The sequence below is a fragment of the Paenibacillus sp. tmac-D7 genome, assembly GCF_006519665.1.
GTDB classification, from domain to species: domain Bacteria; phylum Bacillota; class Bacilli; order Paenibacillales; family NBRC-103111; genus Paenibacillus_G; species Paenibacillus_G validus.
Window position 1 is genome coordinate 64,348 of record NZ_VIDW01000023.1, and the last position, 19,633, is coordinate 83,980.

The window sequence follows — 19,633 nt, forward strand, 5'->3', positions numbered from 1 at the left end:
GTACCCATTTTTTATTAATGACCTATCATCGAAAGGAGAGTGTTTCTATGAAGTTTTCTCCTAGGAGAGATCTCTGGCTATCAATCGTGATTTGGTCGAGTATCCTTGTGCTGCTTATCAGTGGTCTATCTCCTTTTTTCAAAGAAGGAGCGGGAATCATTGGTGGAACTTTAATCTTTCTTCTCTGCTATTCAATGGCTGGCTTTTTAGCCTGGCTATGGACTGCGACATACTACGTGCTAAATGAAAGTGACTTGTTTATTCGGACTGGACCGGTAACCCAATCTATTCCTTTCGAGAGTATCGCCAAAGTAAAGCCGATTCGATCGTGGATGGCAAGTGCGGCTACCTCTAGCCGCAGAATTGAAATTAATTATGGCAGCTATGATTATATCCATATATCACCCCTAGATGAAGAAGCTTTTTTGACGGAGTTAAAGAAGCGATGTCCTCATTTGCACATGGAGACACGTTAAGCCTTCTGTGCTGAATAGCAGGCTGTCATGTTAATAACGAAAAAGAATGGATGGCCTACGGAAATTCAATGGTAAAGACTTGATCTCTACGATATCATTCGTACACTTTGTAGATTCTGATCTCGATAAAGATTTGCTGACGATTATTGCGGAAAACGTTAGCACAATAAATGCCGGCGGCTGAAGCTGCCGGCAATTTAAATATACACCCATGTTTGTGTCGCGGCGCTGTGATACAAACTTCATTCGATCCCAAAACCGGACAATCCAAGGAAGTCAATATGGTCTTGGATCATGCCCGAAATGGGGGGATGAAATACGTAGTCGAAGAAGAAGAGAAGAATAACCGGAAGAATAGCCACTGACGAATAGATAGAAAGCGCATGCTCCCACAGGGGCTTTCCCCTTAACGACACGCGCTTTCTTACATTATTATTAACTACTATTCGTCAATACGTGCTCGACAGGTTTCAGGACTAGTTTGCGTTCTAAGCTGCTGTTATAACTGTGGACTCCAATTTTGTTTCTGTATGACTAGTTCCATTATCCATGCTCTTCCTCCTTTCGCTTGTACAGGCTGATAGGCTTCGTTGCCGCAAAAATAATAATCGACTTCCATTACCTCAGTTTAGTAAAATAAATAGTATAGCCTCTAAAAGCTGAACGAACAGATACGAGAGCTCAATAAAGCTCTGGAGAAGGCTGCCGACAGCAATGGATCGGCAGCCTTCTCCGCTAACGGGCAGCTTAGTAGAGTAATGGTTATCGGATTTGGATTGACAATATCAATGTATGTTATCATGAAATTAAACGATGAAAAAATTAAAAGCTAAGCTTATACTTGGAGGGAATACTCATTAATAACGTCGTCCGGAATGATGCAATGACCATGTTGAAGAAAACGAGCCGTACTTTTTATATTCCGATAAGTCAATTGGATTTAGGATTAAGGGAGGCTGTAACATCTGCCTATCTGTGTATGCGGGCTATAGATGAAATCGAGGATCATGATGAACTCACAGACCCATTGAAAGTGGAACTATTACTCGGGATACACGAGGCATTCCAATCCCCGCATATTATCGAAGCAACACAAAAAATACTATCGCCGTATGAGGCCGTATTACCGGCAGTTACCAGGCAACTCGATGAGTGGGCGATGCTATGTCCGACCTCCGGAGCCCCAATCGTATATCGTTACATCGCAAAGATGTCGTTACAAATGGCCGAATGGGTTCAGAACGGGTGGAGCATTCATACGGAAGAGGATTTGGACCGCTATACCTATAGTGTAGCTGGTATGGTTGGAGAAATGTTATCTGAACTATGGTTGTGGCATGACGGGACGCAATCCGATCTAACGAAGGCGGTTGCCTTCGGAAGAGGACTGCAGGCAGTCAATATCCTCCGAAATCGAGAGGAAGATCTTAAACGTGGCGTTGACTTCTTTCCTGACGGCTGGGGATTCAAGGAGATGCAGCAATACACACGTCGCAATTTACAACTTGCCGACTCTTATATCGCAGATCTGAAGGAAGGTCCGGCGTTGAAATTTTGCAAGATACCATTAGCGCTAGCTCATGCTACGGTAAACCTCATCGCTGTCGGAGGAAACAAATTAACGAGAGATGCGGTTCTAAAAATTGTGAGTCGTGTGACTGGATAACCGATTGTCCATATGTAGACGTAAATAAGAAGGGGCTGTCCCCAAACTCTGGCTGGCCTAATAATACGAAAAAACAAACGCATAAGCAGTTGCACTTTGGAAGAAAACAGCAAGGCGAGCGCAAACGGGGCTCCCATCAACGTTCAGGGGCATGGATACTCTCAGTAGCCTGATCGTGGATTTCTTTTTTCAATCCGTGTAATCCTCTCAGCAATTTCGTCAAGGTTGTGGAGGTATTCCTGAAAAACGACGTGTATTGCAAAAGAGAGCCCATCTAAGTCAGACACGATGTTTAGTTGCCCAATTCCGAATTCCTTGCGGAGAATGTAAACCACTCCGAAGTAAGAATTTTGCTATGCGTTGAACTGGGGGGATTTTCATGTTCAGTCCCTATGAATTTTTCATTTTATCTATAGTCTCATTTGTAGACCATGAAGCACTGGCAATCATACGAAAATTTATTTTTGCGGCCTTATCCCCATCCAAGTCGTTTATTTTTGCGGAAGCTGTGGCATCGTGAACCACTGCCACTTCAAATCCCTGTTCGATGAGTTCGCGCATATGAGATTCAATGCACAGATTCCCTGACATACCTGCAAGAATGACGCGGGTAATTCCCTGTTTTCGCAGCTGCAAAACCAAGTCATTGGCTTCGGGTCCGAAAATTTTATGCGGACTTGTGATGACGGTTTGGCCATCTTCAATATAGGGCTTATATTTATCCAGAAAGTCGGCACCAGAACCTTTAAAGCCTTCAAGCGATAATGGGCCTTTTCGTTGATACATGTGGATACCGTGCATCAAATGTTCCATAGCTCCCCCAAACATCCATTTTTGGTCATAGGGATAATAGTAATGAGGGGACACAAACACTTTAAACTTGTTTTCCTTTGCTGTTTTTAATAATAATTCAATGTTCTCAATCGTATGATTTTCAGCAACGCTGTCTTTTACTAAATTCCAGGCTACACCTTTTGGGCTTAAAAAGTCATTTTGCGGATCTGTGAGCACCAAAGCGGTATTGGTTTGAGTCACTTTCATTCCCGGTGATGGAAGTGGTGCGGTTTGCGCTGCTGCAACATTTGGATGAAAACCATAAAGATCAACATTGACAAATAACGAAAACACAAAGAAACACGGTACAATTTTTCTCATGAGGATCTCCTTTCATTGATACACGTACATATTATGTGCTTTATTCAATGGTTTATCCAAGATTCAACAGGGGACAGAGGTTGATGGGAAAACAACTCATTTTGTTCACGAACGGGAATCGAGAGCACCAGAACGGTGCTTCGGTTCCCGTTCCTTCTTTCTCAACTAAAGGGCAGTTATCGGCAGGGAAGTACACGATCAGAGGAAACCGGGAGGCGGCTTTGAAACTTTTGAGGCTCATGCTGCGTTAACCTTTCAAAGGAGCTGAGAAGCATGAGAAAACGGAAAGGGTTTCTTATTCTCGCTTTGCTTTGCATGGCGATGCTAGTGGCAGCATGCGGTCAGGAAAGCGGTTCTGCGGACCCCGCAGCGAATCAGGTATCCGAACAGGAGACGCCAGCGGTCAAGGTAGTTGACAAGGGGAGCATCATACAAAAGGAAGGGAGCCGTTGGTTAATCACAGCCTATGTTGAAAAAAACGGCGCCCCCTATATCGATGCCTTCTGGTTTACCGTAAACGAGCGGACGGTGCTCCAGAACAGCGGCGGCCGTAACGTTTCGCCTGAGAGTATGCCGGTCGGCGCACAAGTGGAAGCGTGGCATGCAGGGGCAGTCAAAGAATCGTACCCGGCACAGACCGTTGCCGTCAAAATCATCATGCATGATCATACGAAGGAGGTGCCCGAAGGCATGATCGGTCAAACGGACGCCGTGCAAGCCGCCCTGCAATCGCAAACCGGGCCGACCGCCGCATGGGCTGTCAAAACCGCCTCGCTGGATGCGGAGAACGGCTACTGGAACGTAGAACTCGTCCAACACGAAACCGTCGATCAACCAGTCACTATACAAATTGACGCCCGCTCCGGCCAAACCGTCCCGATTCCTGTGGCGGCAAACGATGCCTTCCGCGTATTTTCGCCCCTGCCGGGGACAAAAGTCGGCCCCACCTTCACGGTCGAAGGCGAAGCCCGCGTATTCGAAGCCGCATTTAGCTGGACGTTGGAAGACGGACACACTATTTTAGCCGAAGGGCACGAAATGGCCGAAGAGGGCGCCCCGGCATGGGGCCGTTTCCACTTCGACGTCAGCTATGAGAAAGCTTCGCAGCCCAACATGATGTTAATCCTGTACATTCACAGCGCCAAAGACGGAGGCGCCGGGCATGAGTTGATCGTTCCTTTGAAAGTTCCCGAGGAGCGCATCAATTATACGGTTGAGTGATAGTAACTGAGATCGATAAATCGGCAAATTGACGGAAGTGGGCCGGACCCGGGGAGCACATTCCAGAAGCAACGGGTCGGAACATAGCATGGGGAGGAGGGTGCTGAACCCTCCTCTTTTGCCGTCTCGAATGGGAGGCTGGTTAGGGAGAAGAGTCTCATGCTTCTGTTCGCAAAAAAAAGCTTGTCTTACCACTAACGGTCAGACAAGCTTTCGAGGAATACCGTTTAAAACACCTTCGTTGTCCAGGATTCACAGTTCCATGTATCTGTAACGACATCGCGATAAAATTCCGGTTCGTGGGAGATCAGCAGGATGCTGCCTTTGTACGCCTTAAGGGCACGCTTCAGCTCATCCTTGGCATCCACATCCAAATGGTTGGTCGGCTCATCGAGCACGAGCAGGTTCGTTTCGCGGTTGATCAGCTTGCAGAGGCGCACCTTCGCCTTCTCGCCGCCGCTAAGCACGGCAATTTTGCTCTCGATATGCTTGGTCGTGAGCCCGCACTTGGCCAGCGCCGCGCGCACTTCGAACTGCGAGAAAGAAGGGAATTCGTTCCATACTTCCTCGATACATGTGTTATAGTTGGCATCCTTCGTTTCCTGCTCGAAGTAACCAATGTTCAGGTTCTCTCCGAGCTGAACGGAGCCGGACAAAGCCTTGATTTCGCCTAAGATACTCCTCAGCAGCGTCGTTTTACCGATCCCGTTCGCACCCACAAGCGCGATCTTCTGACCGCGTTCCATACGGAGGTTAAGCGGCCTTGACAAGGGACTATCATAACCGATGACGAGATCCTTGGCTTCGAAAATCAGCTTGCCGGACGTTCTCGCTTCCTTGAAGTTGAACTGTGGCTTCGGTTTTTCCTTAGCGAGCTCGATAACTTCCATCTTGTCGAGCTTCTTTTGTCTGGACATCGCCATATTCCGCGTCGCGACACTCGCTTTGTTCCGGGCCACGAAGTCTTTCAAATCGGCAATCTCCTGCTGTTGGCGCTTATAGGCGGATTCCAGCTGTTGCTTTTTCATTTCATAGACCTGCTGGAAGTGGTCGTAATCGCCAACATAGCGGTTTAGCTCCTGGTTCTCCATATGATAGATCAGGTTGATGACGCTGTTAAGGAACGGAATGTCGTGTGAAATTAGAATGAATGCATTCTCGTACTCTTGCAGGTAGCGCTTCAACCAATCGATATGCTGTTCATCGAGATAGTTCGTCGGCTCGTCGAGGAGCAGGATGTCCGGCTTTTCGAGCAGCAGCTTCGCCAGCAATACCTTCGTCCGTTGACCGCCGCTAAGGTCGTTGACGTCCTTATCCAGTCCGATATCGGTAAGTCCCAGTCCGCGGGCGGTTTCTTCAATTTTGGCGTCGATCATGTAAAAATCCTGATTCGTCAACGTATCCTGAATCGTTCCGACATCCTCGAGCAGCTGCTCAAGCTCCTCCGGAGATACCTCGCCCATCTTGGCGTACATGTCGTTCATCTCTTGTTCCATATCAAACAAGTATTGGAAGGCTCCCTTTAGGACGTCGCGGATCGTCATGCCCTTACTGAGCACCGCATGCTGATCGAGATATCCAACGCGCATGCGCTTGGACCATTCGATCTTCCCGTCATCCGGCTGGAGCTTGCCCGTAATGATGTTCATGAAGGTGGATTTGCCTTCGCCGTTGGCGCCGATAAGTCCGATGTGCTCGCCCTTGAGCAGGCGGAAGGATACATCGTTGAAGATGGCGCGGTCTCCAAAGCCATGGCTTAGTCTTTCTACGTTTAATATGCTCATGAATGACACCTTTTCCTTTAAACTTTATTATCGCTTTATTATAAGCGTTAAGGTGCGGATAACTCAATGTGGGAGACGATGTAAAAACCTTAATATAAAGAGTCTATTTCGTGTTACGCAAGCGAGTTTTACCAAGATAATTTTTTACGTAAAAAAATGAATAATGAACATAGTTGGAACTGAATATCATGTTATCGATTATGTTTTTTACGTAAAAAACGTTGGAATGATCAAAATAAATAGAAAAACAACCTAATAAGAAGAGGAAAAATATAAATTTCTTTAAATTACGCGGAAAAAATTGCGTAAATTATATAGACGAACAAGTATGTTTTATGGTATAAAAGACATATGAACTCGTTTATTTGCGCAAATTACCTATGATTACCCTTAAATGTTAGGAAATGAGGTGTGTTGAGAGTCGAAGCTGAATAATTGATACGATTTTTTACGTAAATAATAAAATTGGTGAGTGACGATGAAGATAAAAGACATCGCAGCAAAAGCAGGAGTTTCGGTCGCCACAGTATCGCATGTGGTCAACAAAACAAGATATGTAAGTGCAGAATTAACGGAACGAGTGCTGGCTGTCATAAACGAATCGGAAGGTCAGCCTAACTTTGTATTACGAAATATGAAAGCCCTTCATTCAGATGTGATTTTATGTCTGGTGGAGAATGTAGAGGATTATTTTTACGTCAATATCATTAAAGGGATAAAAAGCAAGGCGGTTGAGTTCGGCTATCATGTGGTGATATTAAACTCGCAGAACAAAGGTTCGATACGTGATTATATAAGGCTGGAGAAACCTTGCGGCATCATCCTGGTACCTGACAAGAACAGTAATGAAGATGTATTCAAGATGAGGGAATTGAGCACGCCGGCCGTATTCATCAATCATCTTGAAAGCGATTCAAAAACTGGCAATGTCGTGATTAATTATTATGAGAACGCCTACAAGGCTGCGCATCATGTCATAAAAAGCGGACATGAAAGGGTTTGTTATATTCATGAGCTGAAGGATGGCTATACGCACCGTCAAATGCTCAACGGATATAAAGATGCGCTGCGAAACAACGGCATTCCGTTTGATCCGGCGCTTGTCATCGGCGTTGGCGCCTATGATCAATTTGATAAACAGATGATGGACAAAATCTTTACAGACGAAAATCGGCCGACCGCAGTGCTCAGCGCAGATAAAAATGCGACGTTGGAGCTGTTAAGATTATTCAACAGCAACAATATAAAGTGTCCCGATGATATTTCGCTGGTCAGCTTTAACGAGTTCGAGCTGAGTCATTTGCTTCAGCCCGCTCTGACGACCGCTGCGTTTGACCCTGTAGAGATTGGCATGAAAAGTGTTGAGAAGCTAAATGACAAGTTAAAGGGTTCGGAGGATAGCGCGGAGGACACGATCGTTCCCAGCAGGCTGAGGGTAAGAAATTCCACGCAGTGCATTGGCAGAGGGCCGCTTGGGGAAAAAGCGGAAAGTCCCGAAGTTTTGCAACTGAGTCCTTTTGAGATGGAACAGATTAAAGCAGGTTCCTATACGGCAGCCATTTCTTTTCACTATTCAGGCATTGCTTGGGCAAGGCTGCATGAAAAAGGGATCAAGGACGTTTTTGCGGAGTTGGGTGTAAAAGTTCTTGCCGTTATGGATGCGCACTTTGATCCTGAACTTCAAATCAAGCAGCATGCAAGTATTTTAACGATGAATCCCGATGTTCTGATCAGTATTCCCGCCGATGAGATTTTGACGGTTCAAAGCTACAGGGAAGTTGCCGCTGCAGGAACGAAGCTTGTTCTGATTGATAATGTGCCGAATGGGTTTACCCGCGACGATTATGTGACCTGCGTCTCAGTCAATCAGAGGGAGAACGGTCAAATTGCGGGCAGAATCCTTGGCGAACATTTAACCAAAAATAATAAGAAAAAAATCGGATTAATCATGCACGGCGCCTCTTTCTTTGCCACAAAGCAAAGAGATATGGCCGTAGAGCAGGTGTTGCGCGAGGAGTTCCCCGAACTGGAAATCGTAGCGATCGAAAATTTCATCAACGAAAAGAAAGCCTTCGACAAGTGCTATGAGATGATCCGAAGCCATCCTGAAATCGAAGGACTATATGTATCGTGGGAAGGCCCGGCGTTGGAAGCGTTAGCCGCTTTACGCGAATTGAACCGCGAAGACATCAGTATTGTAACGGCGGACTTGGATCATGAGGGAGCTATGAACATCGCGATGGGCGGGCCGATCAAGGGGCTCAGCGCTCAGCGGCCTTATGAGCAGGGAAGAGCGATGGCTCTAGCGGCCGCTAATGCGTTAATCGGCAAAAAAATCCCGTCATTTATCGGGATTACGCCTTATCGAATCACGGCCGACAACCTGTTGACCGGGTGGCAGGAAGTATTGCGTGAAAGACCTCCCGCTGCATTGGTCAATGCAATGAAAAGCAATAAAACAGTCTGACGAAATATGGATTTAAGGAGGAGTTATTTATGGCTGTCAATATCAACAGAAGAGATTATAGCCTCGGCGGACCGGAGGATAAGCGGGCGCAGGAGAAAGGGATTGCGTCGGCCGAATGGTACGCTTCCCCGATTCCCCGCCAAAAGATGAAGGAGCTCATGAAGCGTAAGGACGGCCCGGCCATCCGGGATACGATCATCTGGTTTGCTTTGCTGGGCATCCTCGGCTATCTGGCATACCTTTCCTGGGGGACATGGTGGGCAATTCCGGCATTCGCAGCGTACGGTGCCGTGTATGCGCTGCCAGGGAACTCGCGTTGGCATGAGGCCAGTCATGGAACCATGTTCAAAACGCCTTGGATGAACGAAGTGATTTATCAGATCGCTTCATTCATGAACCTGTTCCCGGCGACGCCTTGGCGCTGGAGCCATGCCCGCCATCATACCGACACCTATATTGTTGGCCGTGATCCCGAGATCCATGCCCCAAGACCACCGGTTTGGCGAGTGTTGGCGGCGGAATTGTTTCGCTTGATAGGCGGAGTGATCGACCTGAAAAGAGTCTTGCTGCATGCCTTCGGTAAGATGGATAAAGAGGAACTGGAGTATATTCCTGCATCCGAGTTCAAGAAAGCGTATTGGGAAGCTCGTGTATGGATACTTATCTTTTTGGCGGTAATAGCGGCTTGTATTTACACGGGAAGCATACTGCCGGCCATGTTTATCGTTCTTCCAACCTTTTACGGCTTCTACGCCGTTATGATTGTCGCTTGGACGCAGCATTTGGGGCTTAATGAAGATGTTCTGGATCACCGCCTGAATACACGTACGGTTTATATGAATCCGATTATCCGATTCCTTTACTGCAACATGAACTATCACATCGAGCATCATATGTTTCCAATGGTTCCTTATCATGCCCTTCCCAAGCTTCATGAAGAGATGAAGGGGGACTGCCCGCCGGCAAGCCCGAGTCTCTGGGCGGCTCTCATGGAAGTTTTCACGGCGCTTCGGAAGCAGCGTAAAGATCCTACTTATACCATCGTGCGCAAGCTACCCGAAACCGCGCGTCCGTATAAATATGGTCCGGCACCCTATGGAACGGTAGCTCCTGACGCGACGCTCATGCGGAAAGCGGAGTAAGCAGGAAAGCATCGCAGGGACCAAACTTAAATTTCTCCATCAAGGAGATTCTTGAATGACGGCATTGAAAGCGCTTAATAGTCCGCGGCAATGCAGGCGGCTTATCGTTCCTCGCATTGCCCGGCTGTCATTCGCACTGCAGCAGTTCAAACCTACAAGCGATTACATGATGGAGGTACTTATGAATAACGAAGGCTGGATTAAAACATGTGCTGTTGAAGATATCGATGTAGAAGATGTTGTTCGATTTGATCATGGCGACCGAACCTACGCGCTTTATCGTAATGCCAAAGGGGACTGCTTCGCGACCGACGGGCATTGCACGCATGAGAAGGTTCATCTGGCGGACGGCCTGGTGATGGGAAATCTCATCGAATGTCCGAAGCATAACGGCCGACTTGATTTCACAACCGGTGAAGCCAAGCGGGCCCCAATCTGCGACGCGATTAAGACGTATCCCGTTAAGATTGACGCGGGTATGCTCTTCATCAAAGTCGATTGAGGGGGATCGTCATGAACGAAGCTGGCATGGTTATTATCGGGGCAGGCGAAGCCGGAGCGCGTGCGGCTGTCGAACTGCGGACGCAGGGCTGGAGCGGACCTATCACGCTAATCGGTGAAGAGAAGCATGCGCCTTACGAGCGTCCTCCTCTTTCAAAAAATTTGCTGCTGGGCGAAGATGAACCGTCGCCGATTTTCATCCTGAACGATGAGAAGCTGTTACAGCACGACATTACATTCCTGTCCGGCTGCATGGCCGTAGAGATCGACAGAAATAACCGTGCCGTTATTCTTGAAGACGGACGGCAACTCCCGTACGACCGGCTGCTGCTTGCTACAGGGGCCCGCCCGCGCAAGTACGCGTTAGAAGGCTCCGAGAACGCGGATGTGCTCTACCTGCGGACGTTTTCCGACGCACTGTCGCTTCGTTCGCGTTTGCAGCCCGGGACTCATGTTGCGGTCATCGGCGGCGGATTCATCGGACTTGAAGCCGCGGCGAGCGCTGTTGAGCGAGGCTGTACCGTGTCGCTCATCGAACTGGGCCCGCGCATTCTGACGCGGGGTGTGCCCAAGGAAATCGCCGACATCGTGGAAGCCCGTCATCGTGCCGCCGGCGTCGATTTCAAATTGGGCGTTACCATCGACAGCATAGCAAACAACGGCGGCCGTCAGGCTATCGTTCTTGCCGACGGGACCTCGATCGAATGCGACTCTATTATTATCGGGATCGGCGCTGTTCCGGAGATAACGCTGGCTGCCGGTTGCGGGCTGGAGATCGAGAATGGAATACGGGTTGACGAGAGGCTCCAAACAAGCGATCCGTATATTTTTGCCGCCGGGGACTGCTGCTCCTTCCCGCATGCTTTATATGACGGCCGACGAATTCGGCTTGAGTCCTGGCGCAATGCCCAGGATCAAGGTTCACTTGCGGCTCGTAACATGATGGGCGCAGGGGAAGCTTATACAGTCGTACCCTGGTTCTGGTCCGATCAGTACGAACAAACGCTGCAAGTGGCCGGTTTGACGGACTTTGGCGAAATCATGGTAAGCCGCAATATCGGCGAAGACGGCAAGTTCTTTTTCCATCTTACCTCTGACGGACGGTTAGTCGCGGCCAGCGCTGTTGGGCCGATCTCTAAAATTGCCAAGGACATCCGTTTCGCTGAAATGCTCATTCAACAGCAAGCGAGACCTGATCTGAACAATTTGGAAAACCCTGACGTGAAGCTGAAAGCGCTTCTAAAGGATCTGGTGAGGCCATGATGAAAATAAAAAGCATCAAATCGCTCTGGGGGATGGAAGGTTCTCTGGAGAGCCAGTTCGAGCAGATTGCCGCCGCAGGCTACCATGGAATTGAATCCCCCGTACCAAGCCAACTGGCCATTACCGGTGGAGTGAACGTGGAAGAGAAGCGGTTCCGCAGTCTGCTGGAGCAATACAAGCTCGATTATGTTTCGATGGTGTTCACAGAGGGACCCGATCATGCGGAATCGTTTCGCCGGCAGACGGAACAAGCGGCGGCACTGGCCCCGATCATGATCAATTCACATAGCGCCAAAGACGCAATGCCGTTTGACGAACAGGCGGCATTTTTCGAAAAAGCGCTCGCCGTCGAGCAGAGATTGGGCATTCCGGTCGGACACGAAACACACCGGGGACGAGCCATGTTTACGCCTTGGACGACAGCGGCTCTCCTCCGGGAATTCCCGGAATTGAAGCTGACAGCCGATTTTAGTCACTGGGTATGCGTGTGTGAATCGCTGCTGCAAGATCAGAAGGAATCCCTGGAGATGGCTTTCCAGCGGACTATACATGTTCACTCGCGGGTCGGATATGCGCAAGGACCGCAAGTCCCCCATCCCGCGGCTCCCGAATACAAGACGGAACTGAGCGCGCATGAAGACTGGTGGAAGCAGATTATTCAAGCGCGAGCAAATAGCGGCATGCCGCTCACGTTCACGCCGGAATTCGGACCGCCGGATTACATGCCGAGACTGCCGTTCACGGGCCAGCCGGTGGCGGATTTGTGGCAAGTCTGCTTATGGATGAAGGAGCGGTTTGAAAAGCTGATCGCATAGTAACAGCGGAGGCAATGGAAGCCAATGAATGAACGCGTTTAATGATCCCGGGGAGGTTTTGAAATGAAATTGGGTTACCAAACAAATACATGGGGCGGTGTAGTCGGACATCCCGCAGGTGTAACTTCCGTCAAAGATCTTTATTACTTGGCCAACGGTTCGACCGAGCAGGCACTTCGGGATATAGCGGCCGCAGGATACAAGGGCATCGAGCTGTTTGACGGAAATTTGATGCAGTATGAGAATCGCCAGGACGAATTTCGCCAGCTGTTGAAAAGTCTGGACCTGGCAGTGGTAGGGGTGTATACCGGGGCGAATTTTATTTTCAAAGATATTCTGGAAGAAGAGTTTGACAAAATCGAGAAGGTTGCCAAACTGGCCGCTGAGTTCGGCACGGAGCATCTTGTGTTTGGAGGAGGCGCCATACGGGCGGGCGGCATTCAGGAATCGGACTATGAGCAGTTGGCACATTCTTTGGAGCGGGGCGCGAAAATTGCGGAAAAATACGGATTGGTGCCAAGCTACCACCCGCATTTGGGCACATGTGTGCAGGGACCGGATCAGCTCGACAAAATTATGGGGCTGACTTCGATTGCATTATGCCCGGATACGGCCCATATCGAAGCGGGTGGCGGAGATCCCGTAGCCGTGATTAAAAAATATGTGGATCGAATCAAATATGTGCATTTCAAGGATTACAAGTCCGGCGCTTTCTTACCGCTTGGAGAAGGCAACCAGAATTTCGCGGAGATGGTATCCATCTTGCGTGAAGCGAACTATGAAGGCTGGATCACGGTGGAGCTCGACAGCTACGAGGATCCATTCAAGGGCGCACAGATTAGTAAAGCCTACTTGAAAGAGCGTTTAAACATCGGGTAATGCCGGTTTCTATTCGTAAGTCATCATAACAAAGGAGATTACACCGTGCGTAAACTAAACATAGCAATGATCGGCGGAGGCTTCATGGGGAAGGCACATTCAATCGCTTATGCGGGAATGCCGATGTTTTTTTGGCCGGCGCCTGCGCTTCCTCAGCGTAAAACCGTCGTGGATATAAACGAAGAAATGGCAAAAGCCGCCGCCGAGCGTTATGGATTCGAATCTTATTCGACCGACTGGAGAAGCGTGGTAGAAGACCCGGCTATCGACATTATCGATATTGTGACGCCGAATGACTCGCATGCCGAGATCGCCATTGCGGCTGCGAAAGCCGGCAAGCATATTATTTGTGAAAAGCCGCTTGCCCGTACCGCAGAAGAATCAAAACGGATGCTGGATGCCGTCAAGGAAGCAGGCGTGAAGCATATGGTGGCCTTCAACTATCGACGCACCCCTGCAATCGCACTGGCAAAGAAATATATCGAAGAAGGCTCGATCGGTAAAATTTTGAATTTCCGCGGAACGTATCTTCAGGATTGGTCGGCGGATCCGAATTCGCCTCTCTCCTGGAGGTTCCGGAAATCGGTTGCCGGTTCCGGGGCGCTCGGCGATATCGCAACGCACGTTATCGATATGGCGCGTTACCTGGTCGGTGACATCAGCGAAGTATTGGCAACGTCCCAAACCTGGATCAAGGAACGTCCGGTTCAATCCGGCTCTGTTGACAAGCTTGGTACGGTGAAGGCCGGAAGCGATGTGAGGAAGGAAGCGGTAGACGTAGACGATGAAGTGAGCGCGCTTCTCCGATTCGATAACGGCGCCATCGGCAGCATAGAAGCAACACGCAATGCGTGGGGCCGGAATAACTTTATTACGTTTGAAATCCATGGCGAGCAGGGTTCCATCTGTTTTAACTATGAGCGCAGGGATGAACTGCAAGTATGCTTCTCCAGCGATCCGGAAGACAGAAGAGGGTTCCGCACCGTTTATACGGGGCCGGCTCATCCGTATGGCGAAGCACTGTGGCCGATTCCCGCCTTGGGCATTGGTTACACAGAAACCAAGATCATTGAAGCGCATGACTTTATTTCTTCCATCGTAAACGATACGGAAGTGTCTCCGAATTTCGAGGACGGTTATCGGATTGCGGTTATCAGTGATGCCATCCTGGAATCTGCCAATACTGAAAAATGGGTGAAGATCGTTTACATGTAGATTTTGCATAAGAAGGATAGCGTTCGGGACGGTCGCCCGTCCCGAGGTCATCCTATAAAGGAGTACTTCGAATGGAAACGCCAATGCTGGAAATGCGCCAAATCTCCAAATCTTTTAATGGAATTAAAGTACTCGATCAAGTTCATTTCGAATTGAGAAAGGGCGAGGTTCATGCCCTGATGGGCGGTAATGGGGCCGGGAAATCGACCTTAATGAAGATTTTGACGGGCGTATATGAGTTGGATGCGGGCAGCATACATTTGGGCGGTGCCGAAGTTCAAATCAAAACGCCTAATGATGCGGAGAAACAAGGGATTTCCATGATCTTTCAGGAGTTCAGTCTTATTCCCACGTTAACCGTCGCTCAAAACATATATATCGGGAGAGAACCAAGAACGGCATGGGGTTTTATTGATGACAAGAAATGCGTTCAAATGGCTGCGCAGCTGCTGGAGGAATTGAACGTTGATATCAAACCGAATGACCTGGTGGCTGATCTGGGCGTCGGGTACTGGCAGATGACGGAAATTGCCAAGGCGTTAGCCAAGGAAACGAAAATTTTGATCATGGACGAGCCCACATCTTCTTTAACGAAACGGGAAACGGAAATATTGTTCGACTTTATTGGGGGATTGAAACGGAAGGGCTATTCCATTATATACATTTCCCACCGGATGGAAGAAATATTCCAGATTTGCGACAGAATTACGATCATGGGCGACGGGCGTCACATTATCACAGCGGATACGAATGAGTTGGATATGGACAGCGTCATTCAGCACATCGCGGGTAAAAACCTGGATAAGTTTGAATGGAAGCAGCGCAAACAACCGGCCAGCCACAAGGTTATCCTTCAAGTTAAAAATTTGAAAACAAACGATCGGGTGAACGGTATAGATTTTGAATTGAAGCATGGAGAAATTGTGGGAATCGCCGGTTTGATGGGAAGCGGTCGAAGCGAAACCTTGCGGGCGCTGTTCGGAATCGATTCGATCACCGAAGGTGAAATTCATATAAAAGGAAAGAAAGTCGCTATACGGTCGCCAAAAGACGCCATCCATAACGGACTTGCTTTAGTGCCTGAGGATCGAAGGGTTCAAGGGTTGGTGCTGGATCATGAAGTGAAAGATAATATTTTGCTTCCGTCCCTTTCCAAGATTACGAATGTGCTTGTCAACGATAGGAAGGGAAACCAAATGTCCGAAGAATGGGTCAAAAAATTAAACATTAAAACCGACTCCATTTATAAGAAATCGCGTTTGCTGTCAGGCGGGAATCAACAAAAAATCGTTTTTGCCAAATGGTTGGCCAATTCGCCGGAAATCATCATGCTTGACGAACCGACTATCGGGATCGATATCCGGGCCAAAACGGAAATTATCGATATGGTTCGTGATTTAGCCGATGAAGGAAAGAGCATTCTGCTTGTATCTTCGGAAATGACGGAACTTTTGGCCGTAAGCGACCGGATCCTTGTGTTTCATGAAGGAAAAGTCGTCAAACAATTTATGCGCGAGGAAATCAATTCGGAGGAGAATTTGCAGCATGCAATCCAAGGCTTCTAACCCGGGTATTCAGGGTTTTAATTGGCGGCAATATATTGTTTATATCGCTTTTGTAGGCGTTTTCATTTACTTCTCAATCACGTTAAGCTCTGACGGATTTTTGTCGGCGAACAACCTGTTGAATATTATTCGCCAGACTGCGATCATATCCATCATGGCCGTGGCGATGACTTTTGTGATGAGTGCTGCGGAAATCGATCTGTCTATCGGTTCCATAGCGGCTCTATCTTCATTAACGTCGGCCATGGCGTTGGAAGCTGGATTCGGTATTCCGGGGGCGATCATAGCCGGCCTGGGGACGGGGTTCATTATCGGTTTAATTAACGGTTTGCTGGTGACCAAGGTCATTATCCCTTCTTTCCTGGTCACGCTCGGGATGATGGGGATAGCCAAAGGAATGGCGATGTGGATAACGAATACGGCGCCTGTGCCGATCATTGACAAAACGTTTGTGTATTTCTTCGGATCTGGCGATGTCGGAAGCGTGCCGATTCTGTTGATCTGGACTGTGGCGATCGTTTTTATCGGGCATGTGATATTGCGTAAAACCGCATTCGGCAGAAGAACGCTGGCCACAGGCGGAAATCAAAGCGCAGCAAAGTTCTCGGGTGTGAACGTTGCCAGAACGAAACTGTACGTGATGATCGGATCGGGCGTGCTTGCAGGACTTGCCGGCATGCTGTATGCGGGAAGGATGCATTCCGGACGCTACACCTTCGGCGAAGGAGACGAACTATCCGTCATTGCAGCCGTTATTTTAGGAGGCACCAGTTTATTTGGAGGCGTAGGTACGGTTATCGGCACGGTCATTGGGTCGCTTATGATTGGAACGGTCAACAACGGTTTGATCATTATGGGACTGGATGTCAGCCAGCAAATGATCGTAAAGGGACTCATTATTATCCTCGCTGTGGCTTTCGGACGTAAAGCGATCAGTAAGTAATCAAGGAAGGATTGCTCATGAGAAAAATAAAAGCAGCGATACTGGGAGCCGGTTTTATCGGACAAGCGCACATTGAAGCGGTCAGACGGCTCAGTTTTGTCGAAGTCGTTGCGATCGCGCAAAGCGGTCAGGACAAAGCCGAGCAAAGCGCAAAATTACTAAATGTCCCAAAAGCCTATGGCAATTATATGGACTTATTGAAAGACCCGGAAATTGATGTGATCCATAATTGTACGCCGAATTATTTGCATTACGAGATTAATAAGCAAATTTTATTGCATGGAAAGCATCTGCTCTCGGAGAAGCCGCTCACGCTGACAAGCGAAGAGGCCAAGGAACTGTACCATTTGGCGAAAGAAAAAAATCTGGTTAGCGGAATCAATTTCAATTACAGACAGTTCCCCATGGTTCAGCACCTTCGCGGTATGGTGAGGGACAATGAGCTGGGCGATATCCGTATTGTCCGCGGCAATTACTTGCAGGATTGGTTATTGTACGATACGGACTATAACTGGCGGCTGGAGCCCGAGTACGGCGGAAAAACAAGGGCCATCGGTGACATCGGCTCCCACTTATTCGACCTGACGCAGTACGTAACAGGAATGAAAATTACGGAAGTCATGGCCGATACGGCGATTATGATCCCTCAACGCTACAAACCGCTAAAAGAAAAGCAAACTTTCCAAAACGGCGGAAAGGAAAATGCCAGTCTGGTTGATGTCAGTACGGAAGATTATTGCTCCGTATTGGTCAAATTCGATAATGGGGCAAGAGGCGTTTTTACGGTCTCCCAAGTATCCGCAGGGAGCAAGAATGCCCTGGTTTTGAATATAGACGGCTCTGTCGCTTCCGGCACCTGGAAGCAGGAAGAACCGTTCCGTCTGACCATAAGGTACCGGGATAAACCAAGTGAAACCGTATTGAGAGACCCCGGCCTCGTGAAGAAAGAGGTGCTTCCGTTCCTTCATTACCCGGGCGGGCATGAAGAGGGATGGACGGAAAGCCTGAAAAACATGATGCAGAACTTTTACGATGCCGTAGAAGGGAAAATGACCCATTCTGATTCCGTTGCTTCCTTCGCGGAAGGTTATCAAATCATGCTTATCATCGATGCCATCGTCAAAAGCGCTAAAACGGGCACTTGGGAAAAGGTTGAGAGCATTTCTTGACCAGGTACGCATGAAAGGGGGAATGCCGCCCAAAAGTACAGCGTTTTCTTGCAAGGGCAACAAGCTTGAAGGGAATCTGGCTTCATCGGTGTGTGTTTGCAACTAAATTTCATGTAGAAGAGGGGTTATCGAAAATGAAAAAATTATTTTCCGCATGCTTTGTATTCATTTTGATGTTCAGCATCGTCTTATCCGGATGTGGAAGCAGCAGCAGCAAGGGAACCGGCGGCGAAGCAAACAGCAATACGCCGGCGGCCACGCCACCGGCAGCAACCACTACTCCTGACGGTCCAGTGACTATTAATCAGAGCCTTCCCGATAAAGAGATTTTAAGTAAAGGTCCGAATGGAGAAAGCGCCATCTCCGCCAAAACGCTGAAGCTGACTCCGGAAGAATTGGCGAAAATCAAAGAAGGAAAATACAAAGCAGCCGTTGCCCTGCACTATGCCGGCAACGACTGGTCGACTGCGCAGGTCAAAGGGCTCAAGGATACATTTGCCAAGATGGGTATCGAAGTGATTGCGCAAACGGACGCTAACTTTAAACCGGAAAAACAAGTATCCGATATTGAGACTATATTGACCAAAAAACCGAACATCCTCATCAGTATTCCCGTTGATCCTGTCTCCACCGCAGAAGCGTTTAAAAAAGCTGCTGCCGCGGGCGTGAAGCTGGTATTTATGGATAATAAACCGAACGGTTTGGAGCACGGTAAAGATTATGTCAGTGTAGTTTCCGCGGATAACTATGGAAACGGCGTTGAAGCGGCCAATCTTATGGCCAAGGCGCTTGGTGAAAAAGGAGATATCGGCGTTATTTTCCACGATGCGGATTTCTTCGTAACCAAACAAAGAACGGAAGCTTTTGAGAAAACGATCAAAGAAAAATATCCGAACATCAAGATCGTCGATCGCGGCGGTATTGCAGGACCCAATGACGGCGAGAAAGTGGCTTCTGCGATGCTGACTAAAAACCCGAATTTGAAAGGGATCTTTGTCGTATGGGATGCTCCTGCGGAAGGGGCCCTGGCAGCTGCACGCTCGGCAGGCAAAAATGATCTGGTCATCACTACTATTGATTTGGGCACGAACGTTGCGCTTAATATCGCACAAGGCGACATGGTCAAAGGTCTCGGCGCACAATTACCTTACGACCAAGGCGTTGCCGAAGCCATTCTGGCCGCTTATTCCTTGCTTGGCAAAGAAACGCCTCCATATGTTGCCGTACCTGCCCTTGCCGTATCGAAAGAAAATATTCTGGAATCCTGGAAAACCGTCTACCAAGTCGATGCACCAAAAACGATTCAAGACGCTGCCAAGAAGTAATTGGATGCAGTCAAGACTGGATTCCCTCTGATTGCTTAGCGACCAGT

17 protein-coding genes are annotated in these 19,633 nt (G+C 48.5%); 15 read left to right on the plus strand and 2 right to left on the minus strand.

Features of this window, described 5'->3' with window-relative positions; translation table 11 throughout:
* Nucleotides 1–47: 47 nt before the first annotated feature.
* Together FKP33_RS16580 and FKP33_RS16585 are read left to right on the plus strand one after the other, a co-directional pair.
* The gene (locus tag FKP33_RS16580) at nt 48–476 is read left to right on the plus strand and encodes a PH domain-containing protein (protein ID WP_181410187.1); all 429 of its coding nucleotides are present in this window, start codon (nt 48–50) and stop codon (nt 474–476) included.
* Between the two features lie 883 nt (nt 477–1,359).
* The gene (locus FKP33_RS16585) at nt 1,360–2,142 is read left to right on the plus strand and encodes a squalene/phytoene synthase family protein (protein ID WP_181410188.1); all 783 of its coding nucleotides are present in this window, start codon (nt 1,360–1,362) and stop codon (nt 2,140–2,142) included.
* 390 nt (nt 2,143–2,532) lie between these two features.
* On the opposite strand, the gene FKP33_RS16590 is transcribed toward FKP33_RS16585, so the two are convergent.
* A complete protein-coding gene (locus FKP33_RS16590; protein WP_141335806.1) occupies nt 2,533–3,297 on the minus strand; it encodes a cysteine hydrolase family protein in 765 nt (254 codons plus the stop codon).
* Between the two features lie 83 nt (nt 3,298–3,380).
* Between FKP33_RS16590 and FKP33_RS27230 the strand changes: the two genes are divergently transcribed.
* Together FKP33_RS27230 and FKP33_RS16595 are read left to right on the plus strand one after the other, a co-directional pair.
* Complete coding sequence (locus FKP33_RS27230) at nt 3,381–3,548, plus strand: hypothetical protein (RefSeq protein ID WP_155615385.1); 168 nt, start codon at nt 3,381–3,383, stop codon at nt 3,546–3,548.
* A gap of 22 nt (nt 3,549–3,570) precedes the next feature.
* Nucleotides 3,571–4,518, plus strand: a complete 948-nt coding sequence (locus FKP33_RS16595; RefSeq protein WP_127608155.1) for a Gmad2 immunoglobulin-like domain-containing protein — start codon at nt 3,571–3,573, stop codon at nt 4,516–4,518.
* Nucleotides 4,519–4,745: 227 nt separating this feature from the next.
* Here FKP33_RS16595 and FKP33_RS16600 read toward each other — a convergent pair whose 3' ends face one another.
* Nucleotides 4,746–6,302, minus strand: coding sequence for an ABC-F family ATP-binding cassette domain-containing protein (locus tag FKP33_RS16600; protein WP_127608154.1), 1,557 nt, complete (start codon nt 6,300–6,302; stop codon nt 4,746–4,748).
* A gap of 478 nt (nt 6,303–6,780) precedes the next feature.
* Here FKP33_RS16600 and FKP33_RS16605 point away from each other — a divergent pair, with 478 nt between their 5' ends.
* The 11 genes from FKP33_RS16605 to FKP33_RS16655 all read left to right on the plus strand — a co-directional run bounded on the left by FKP33_RS16605 (nt 6,781) and on the right by FKP33_RS16655 (nt 19,586).
* The gene (locus tag FKP33_RS16605; protein ID WP_141335807.1) at nt 6,781–8,769 is read left to right on the plus strand and encodes a LacI family DNA-binding transcriptional regulator; all 1,989 of its coding nucleotides are present in this window, start codon (nt 6,781–6,783) and stop codon (nt 8,767–8,769) included.
* Nucleotides 8,770–8,798: 29 nt separating this feature from the next.
* The gene (locus FKP33_RS16610) at nt 8,799–9,911 is read left to right on the plus strand and encodes a fatty acid desaturase family protein (RefSeq protein WP_054796188.1); all 1,113 of its coding nucleotides are present in this window, start codon (nt 8,799–8,801) and stop codon (nt 9,909–9,911) included.
* 55 nt (nt 9,912–9,966) lie between these two features.
* Complete coding sequence (locus FKP33_RS16615; protein WP_230876277.1) at nt 9,967–10,413, plus strand: MocE family 2Fe-2S type ferredoxin; 447 nt, start codon at nt 9,967–9,969, stop codon at nt 10,411–10,413.
* An 11-nt stretch (nt 10,414–10,424) separates the two neighbouring features.
* Nucleotides 10,425–11,675 (plus strand): NAD(P)/FAD-dependent oxidoreductase, encoded by a 1,251-nt coding sequence (locus tag FKP33_RS16620; protein ID WP_127608152.1) that lies wholly within the window; start codon nt 10,425–10,427, stop codon nt 11,673–11,675.
* Nucleotides 11,672–12,490: a sugar phosphate isomerase/epimerase family protein gene (locus FKP33_RS16625; protein ID WP_306439359.1), complete on the plus strand. Its 819-nt coding sequence runs from the start codon at nt 11,672–11,674 to the stop codon at nt 12,488–12,490. Before FKP33_RS16620 ends, FKP33_RS16625 begins: the two co-directional genes overlap by 4 nt.
* Before the next feature lie 63 nt (nt 12,491–12,553).
* Nucleotides 12,554–13,369, plus strand: coding sequence for a sugar phosphate isomerase/epimerase family protein (locus tag FKP33_RS16630; protein WP_127608151.1), 816 nt, complete (start codon nt 12,554–12,556; stop codon nt 13,367–13,369).
* A gap of 45 nt (nt 13,370–13,414) precedes the next feature.
* Complete coding sequence (locus FKP33_RS16635) at nt 13,415–14,584, plus strand: levoglucosan dehydrogenase (protein ID WP_141335808.1); 1,170 nt, start codon at nt 13,415–13,417, stop codon at nt 14,582–14,584.
* A 71-nt stretch (nt 14,585–14,655) separates the two neighbouring features.
* Nucleotides 14,656–16,149 carry a sugar ABC transporter ATP-binding protein gene (locus tag FKP33_RS16640; protein ID WP_141335809.1) on the plus strand — a complete coding sequence of 498 codons (1,494 nt, stop codon included), beginning with the start codon at nt 14,656–14,658 and terminating at the stop codon, nt 16,147–16,149.
* A complete protein-coding gene (locus FKP33_RS16645) occupies nt 16,130–17,092 on the plus strand; it encodes an ABC transporter permease (protein ID WP_054796191.1) in 963 nt (320 codons plus the stop codon). The genes FKP33_RS16640 and FKP33_RS16645 overlap by 20 nt, the downstream gene beginning before the upstream one ends.
* A gap of 17 nt (nt 17,093–17,109) precedes the next feature.
* Nucleotides 17,110–18,261, plus strand: coding sequence for a Gfo/Idh/MocA family protein (locus FKP33_RS16650; RefSeq protein WP_127608148.1), 1,152 nt, complete (start codon nt 17,110–17,112; stop codon nt 18,259–18,261).
* 65 nt (nt 18,262–18,326) lie between these two features.
* Entirely contained in the window at nt 18,327–19,586 is a 1,260-nt protein-coding gene (locus FKP33_RS16655; protein ID WP_372814256.1) for a substrate-binding domain-containing protein, read from the plus strand.
* The last annotated feature ends 47 nt before the right edge of the window (nt 19,587–19,633 follow it).

Coding starts and splice junctions, on each gene's coding strand:
- FKP33_RS16650 (WP_127608148.1), top strand. CDS start 17,110: ATGAGAAAAATAAAAGCAGCGATACTGGGAGCCGGTTTTATCGGACAA.
- FKP33_RS16590 (WP_141335806.1), bottom strand. CDS start 3,297: ATGAGAAAAATTGTACCGTGTTTCTTTGTGTTTTCGTTATTTGTCAAT.
- FKP33_RS16610 (WP_054796188.1), top strand. CDS start 8,799: ATGGCTGTCAATATCAACAGAAGAGATTATAGCCTCGGCGGACCGGAG.
- FKP33_RS16630 (WP_127608151.1), top strand. CDS start 12,554: ATGAAATTGGGTTACCAAACAAATACATGGGGCGGTGTAGTCGGACAT.
- FKP33_RS16595 (WP_127608155.1), top strand. CDS start 3,571: ATGAGAAAACGGAAAGGGTTTCTTATTCTCGCTTTGCTTTGCATGGCG.
- FKP33_RS16600 (WP_127608154.1), bottom strand. CDS start 6,302: ATGAGCATATTAAACGTAGAAAGACTAAGCCATGGCTTTGGAGACCGC.
- FKP33_RS16615 (WP_230876277.1), top strand. CDS start 9,967: ATGACGGCATTGAAAGCGCTTAATAGTCCGCGGCAATGCAGGCGGCTT.
- FKP33_RS16625 (WP_306439359.1), top strand. CDS start 11,672: ATGATGAAAATAAAAAGCATCAAATCGCTCTGGGGGATGGAAGGTTCT.
- FKP33_RS16580 (WP_181410187.1), top strand. CDS start 48: ATGAAGTTTTCTCCTAGGAGAGATCTCTGGCTATCAATCGTGATTTGG.
- FKP33_RS16605 (WP_141335807.1), top strand. CDS start 6,781: ATGAAGATAAAAGACATCGCAGCAAAAGCAGGAGTTTCGGTCGCCACA.
- FKP33_RS16585 (WP_181410188.1), top strand. CDS start 1,360: ATGACCATGTTGAAGAAAACGAGCCGTACTTTTTATATTCCGATAAGT.
- FKP33_RS16640 (WP_141335809.1), top strand. CDS start 14,656: ATGGAAACGCCAATGCTGGAAATGCGCCAAATCTCCAAATCTTTTAAT.
- FKP33_RS16620 (WP_127608152.1), top strand. CDS start 10,425: ATGAACGAAGCTGGCATGGTTATTATCGGGGCAGGCGAAGCCGGAGCG.
- FKP33_RS27230 (WP_155615385.1), top strand. CDS start 3,381: ATGGGAAAACAACTCATTTTGTTCACGAACGGGAATCGAGAGCACCAG.
- FKP33_RS16645 (WP_054796191.1), top strand. CDS start 16,130: ATGCAATCCAAGGCTTCTAACCCGGGTATTCAGGGTTTTAATTGGCGG.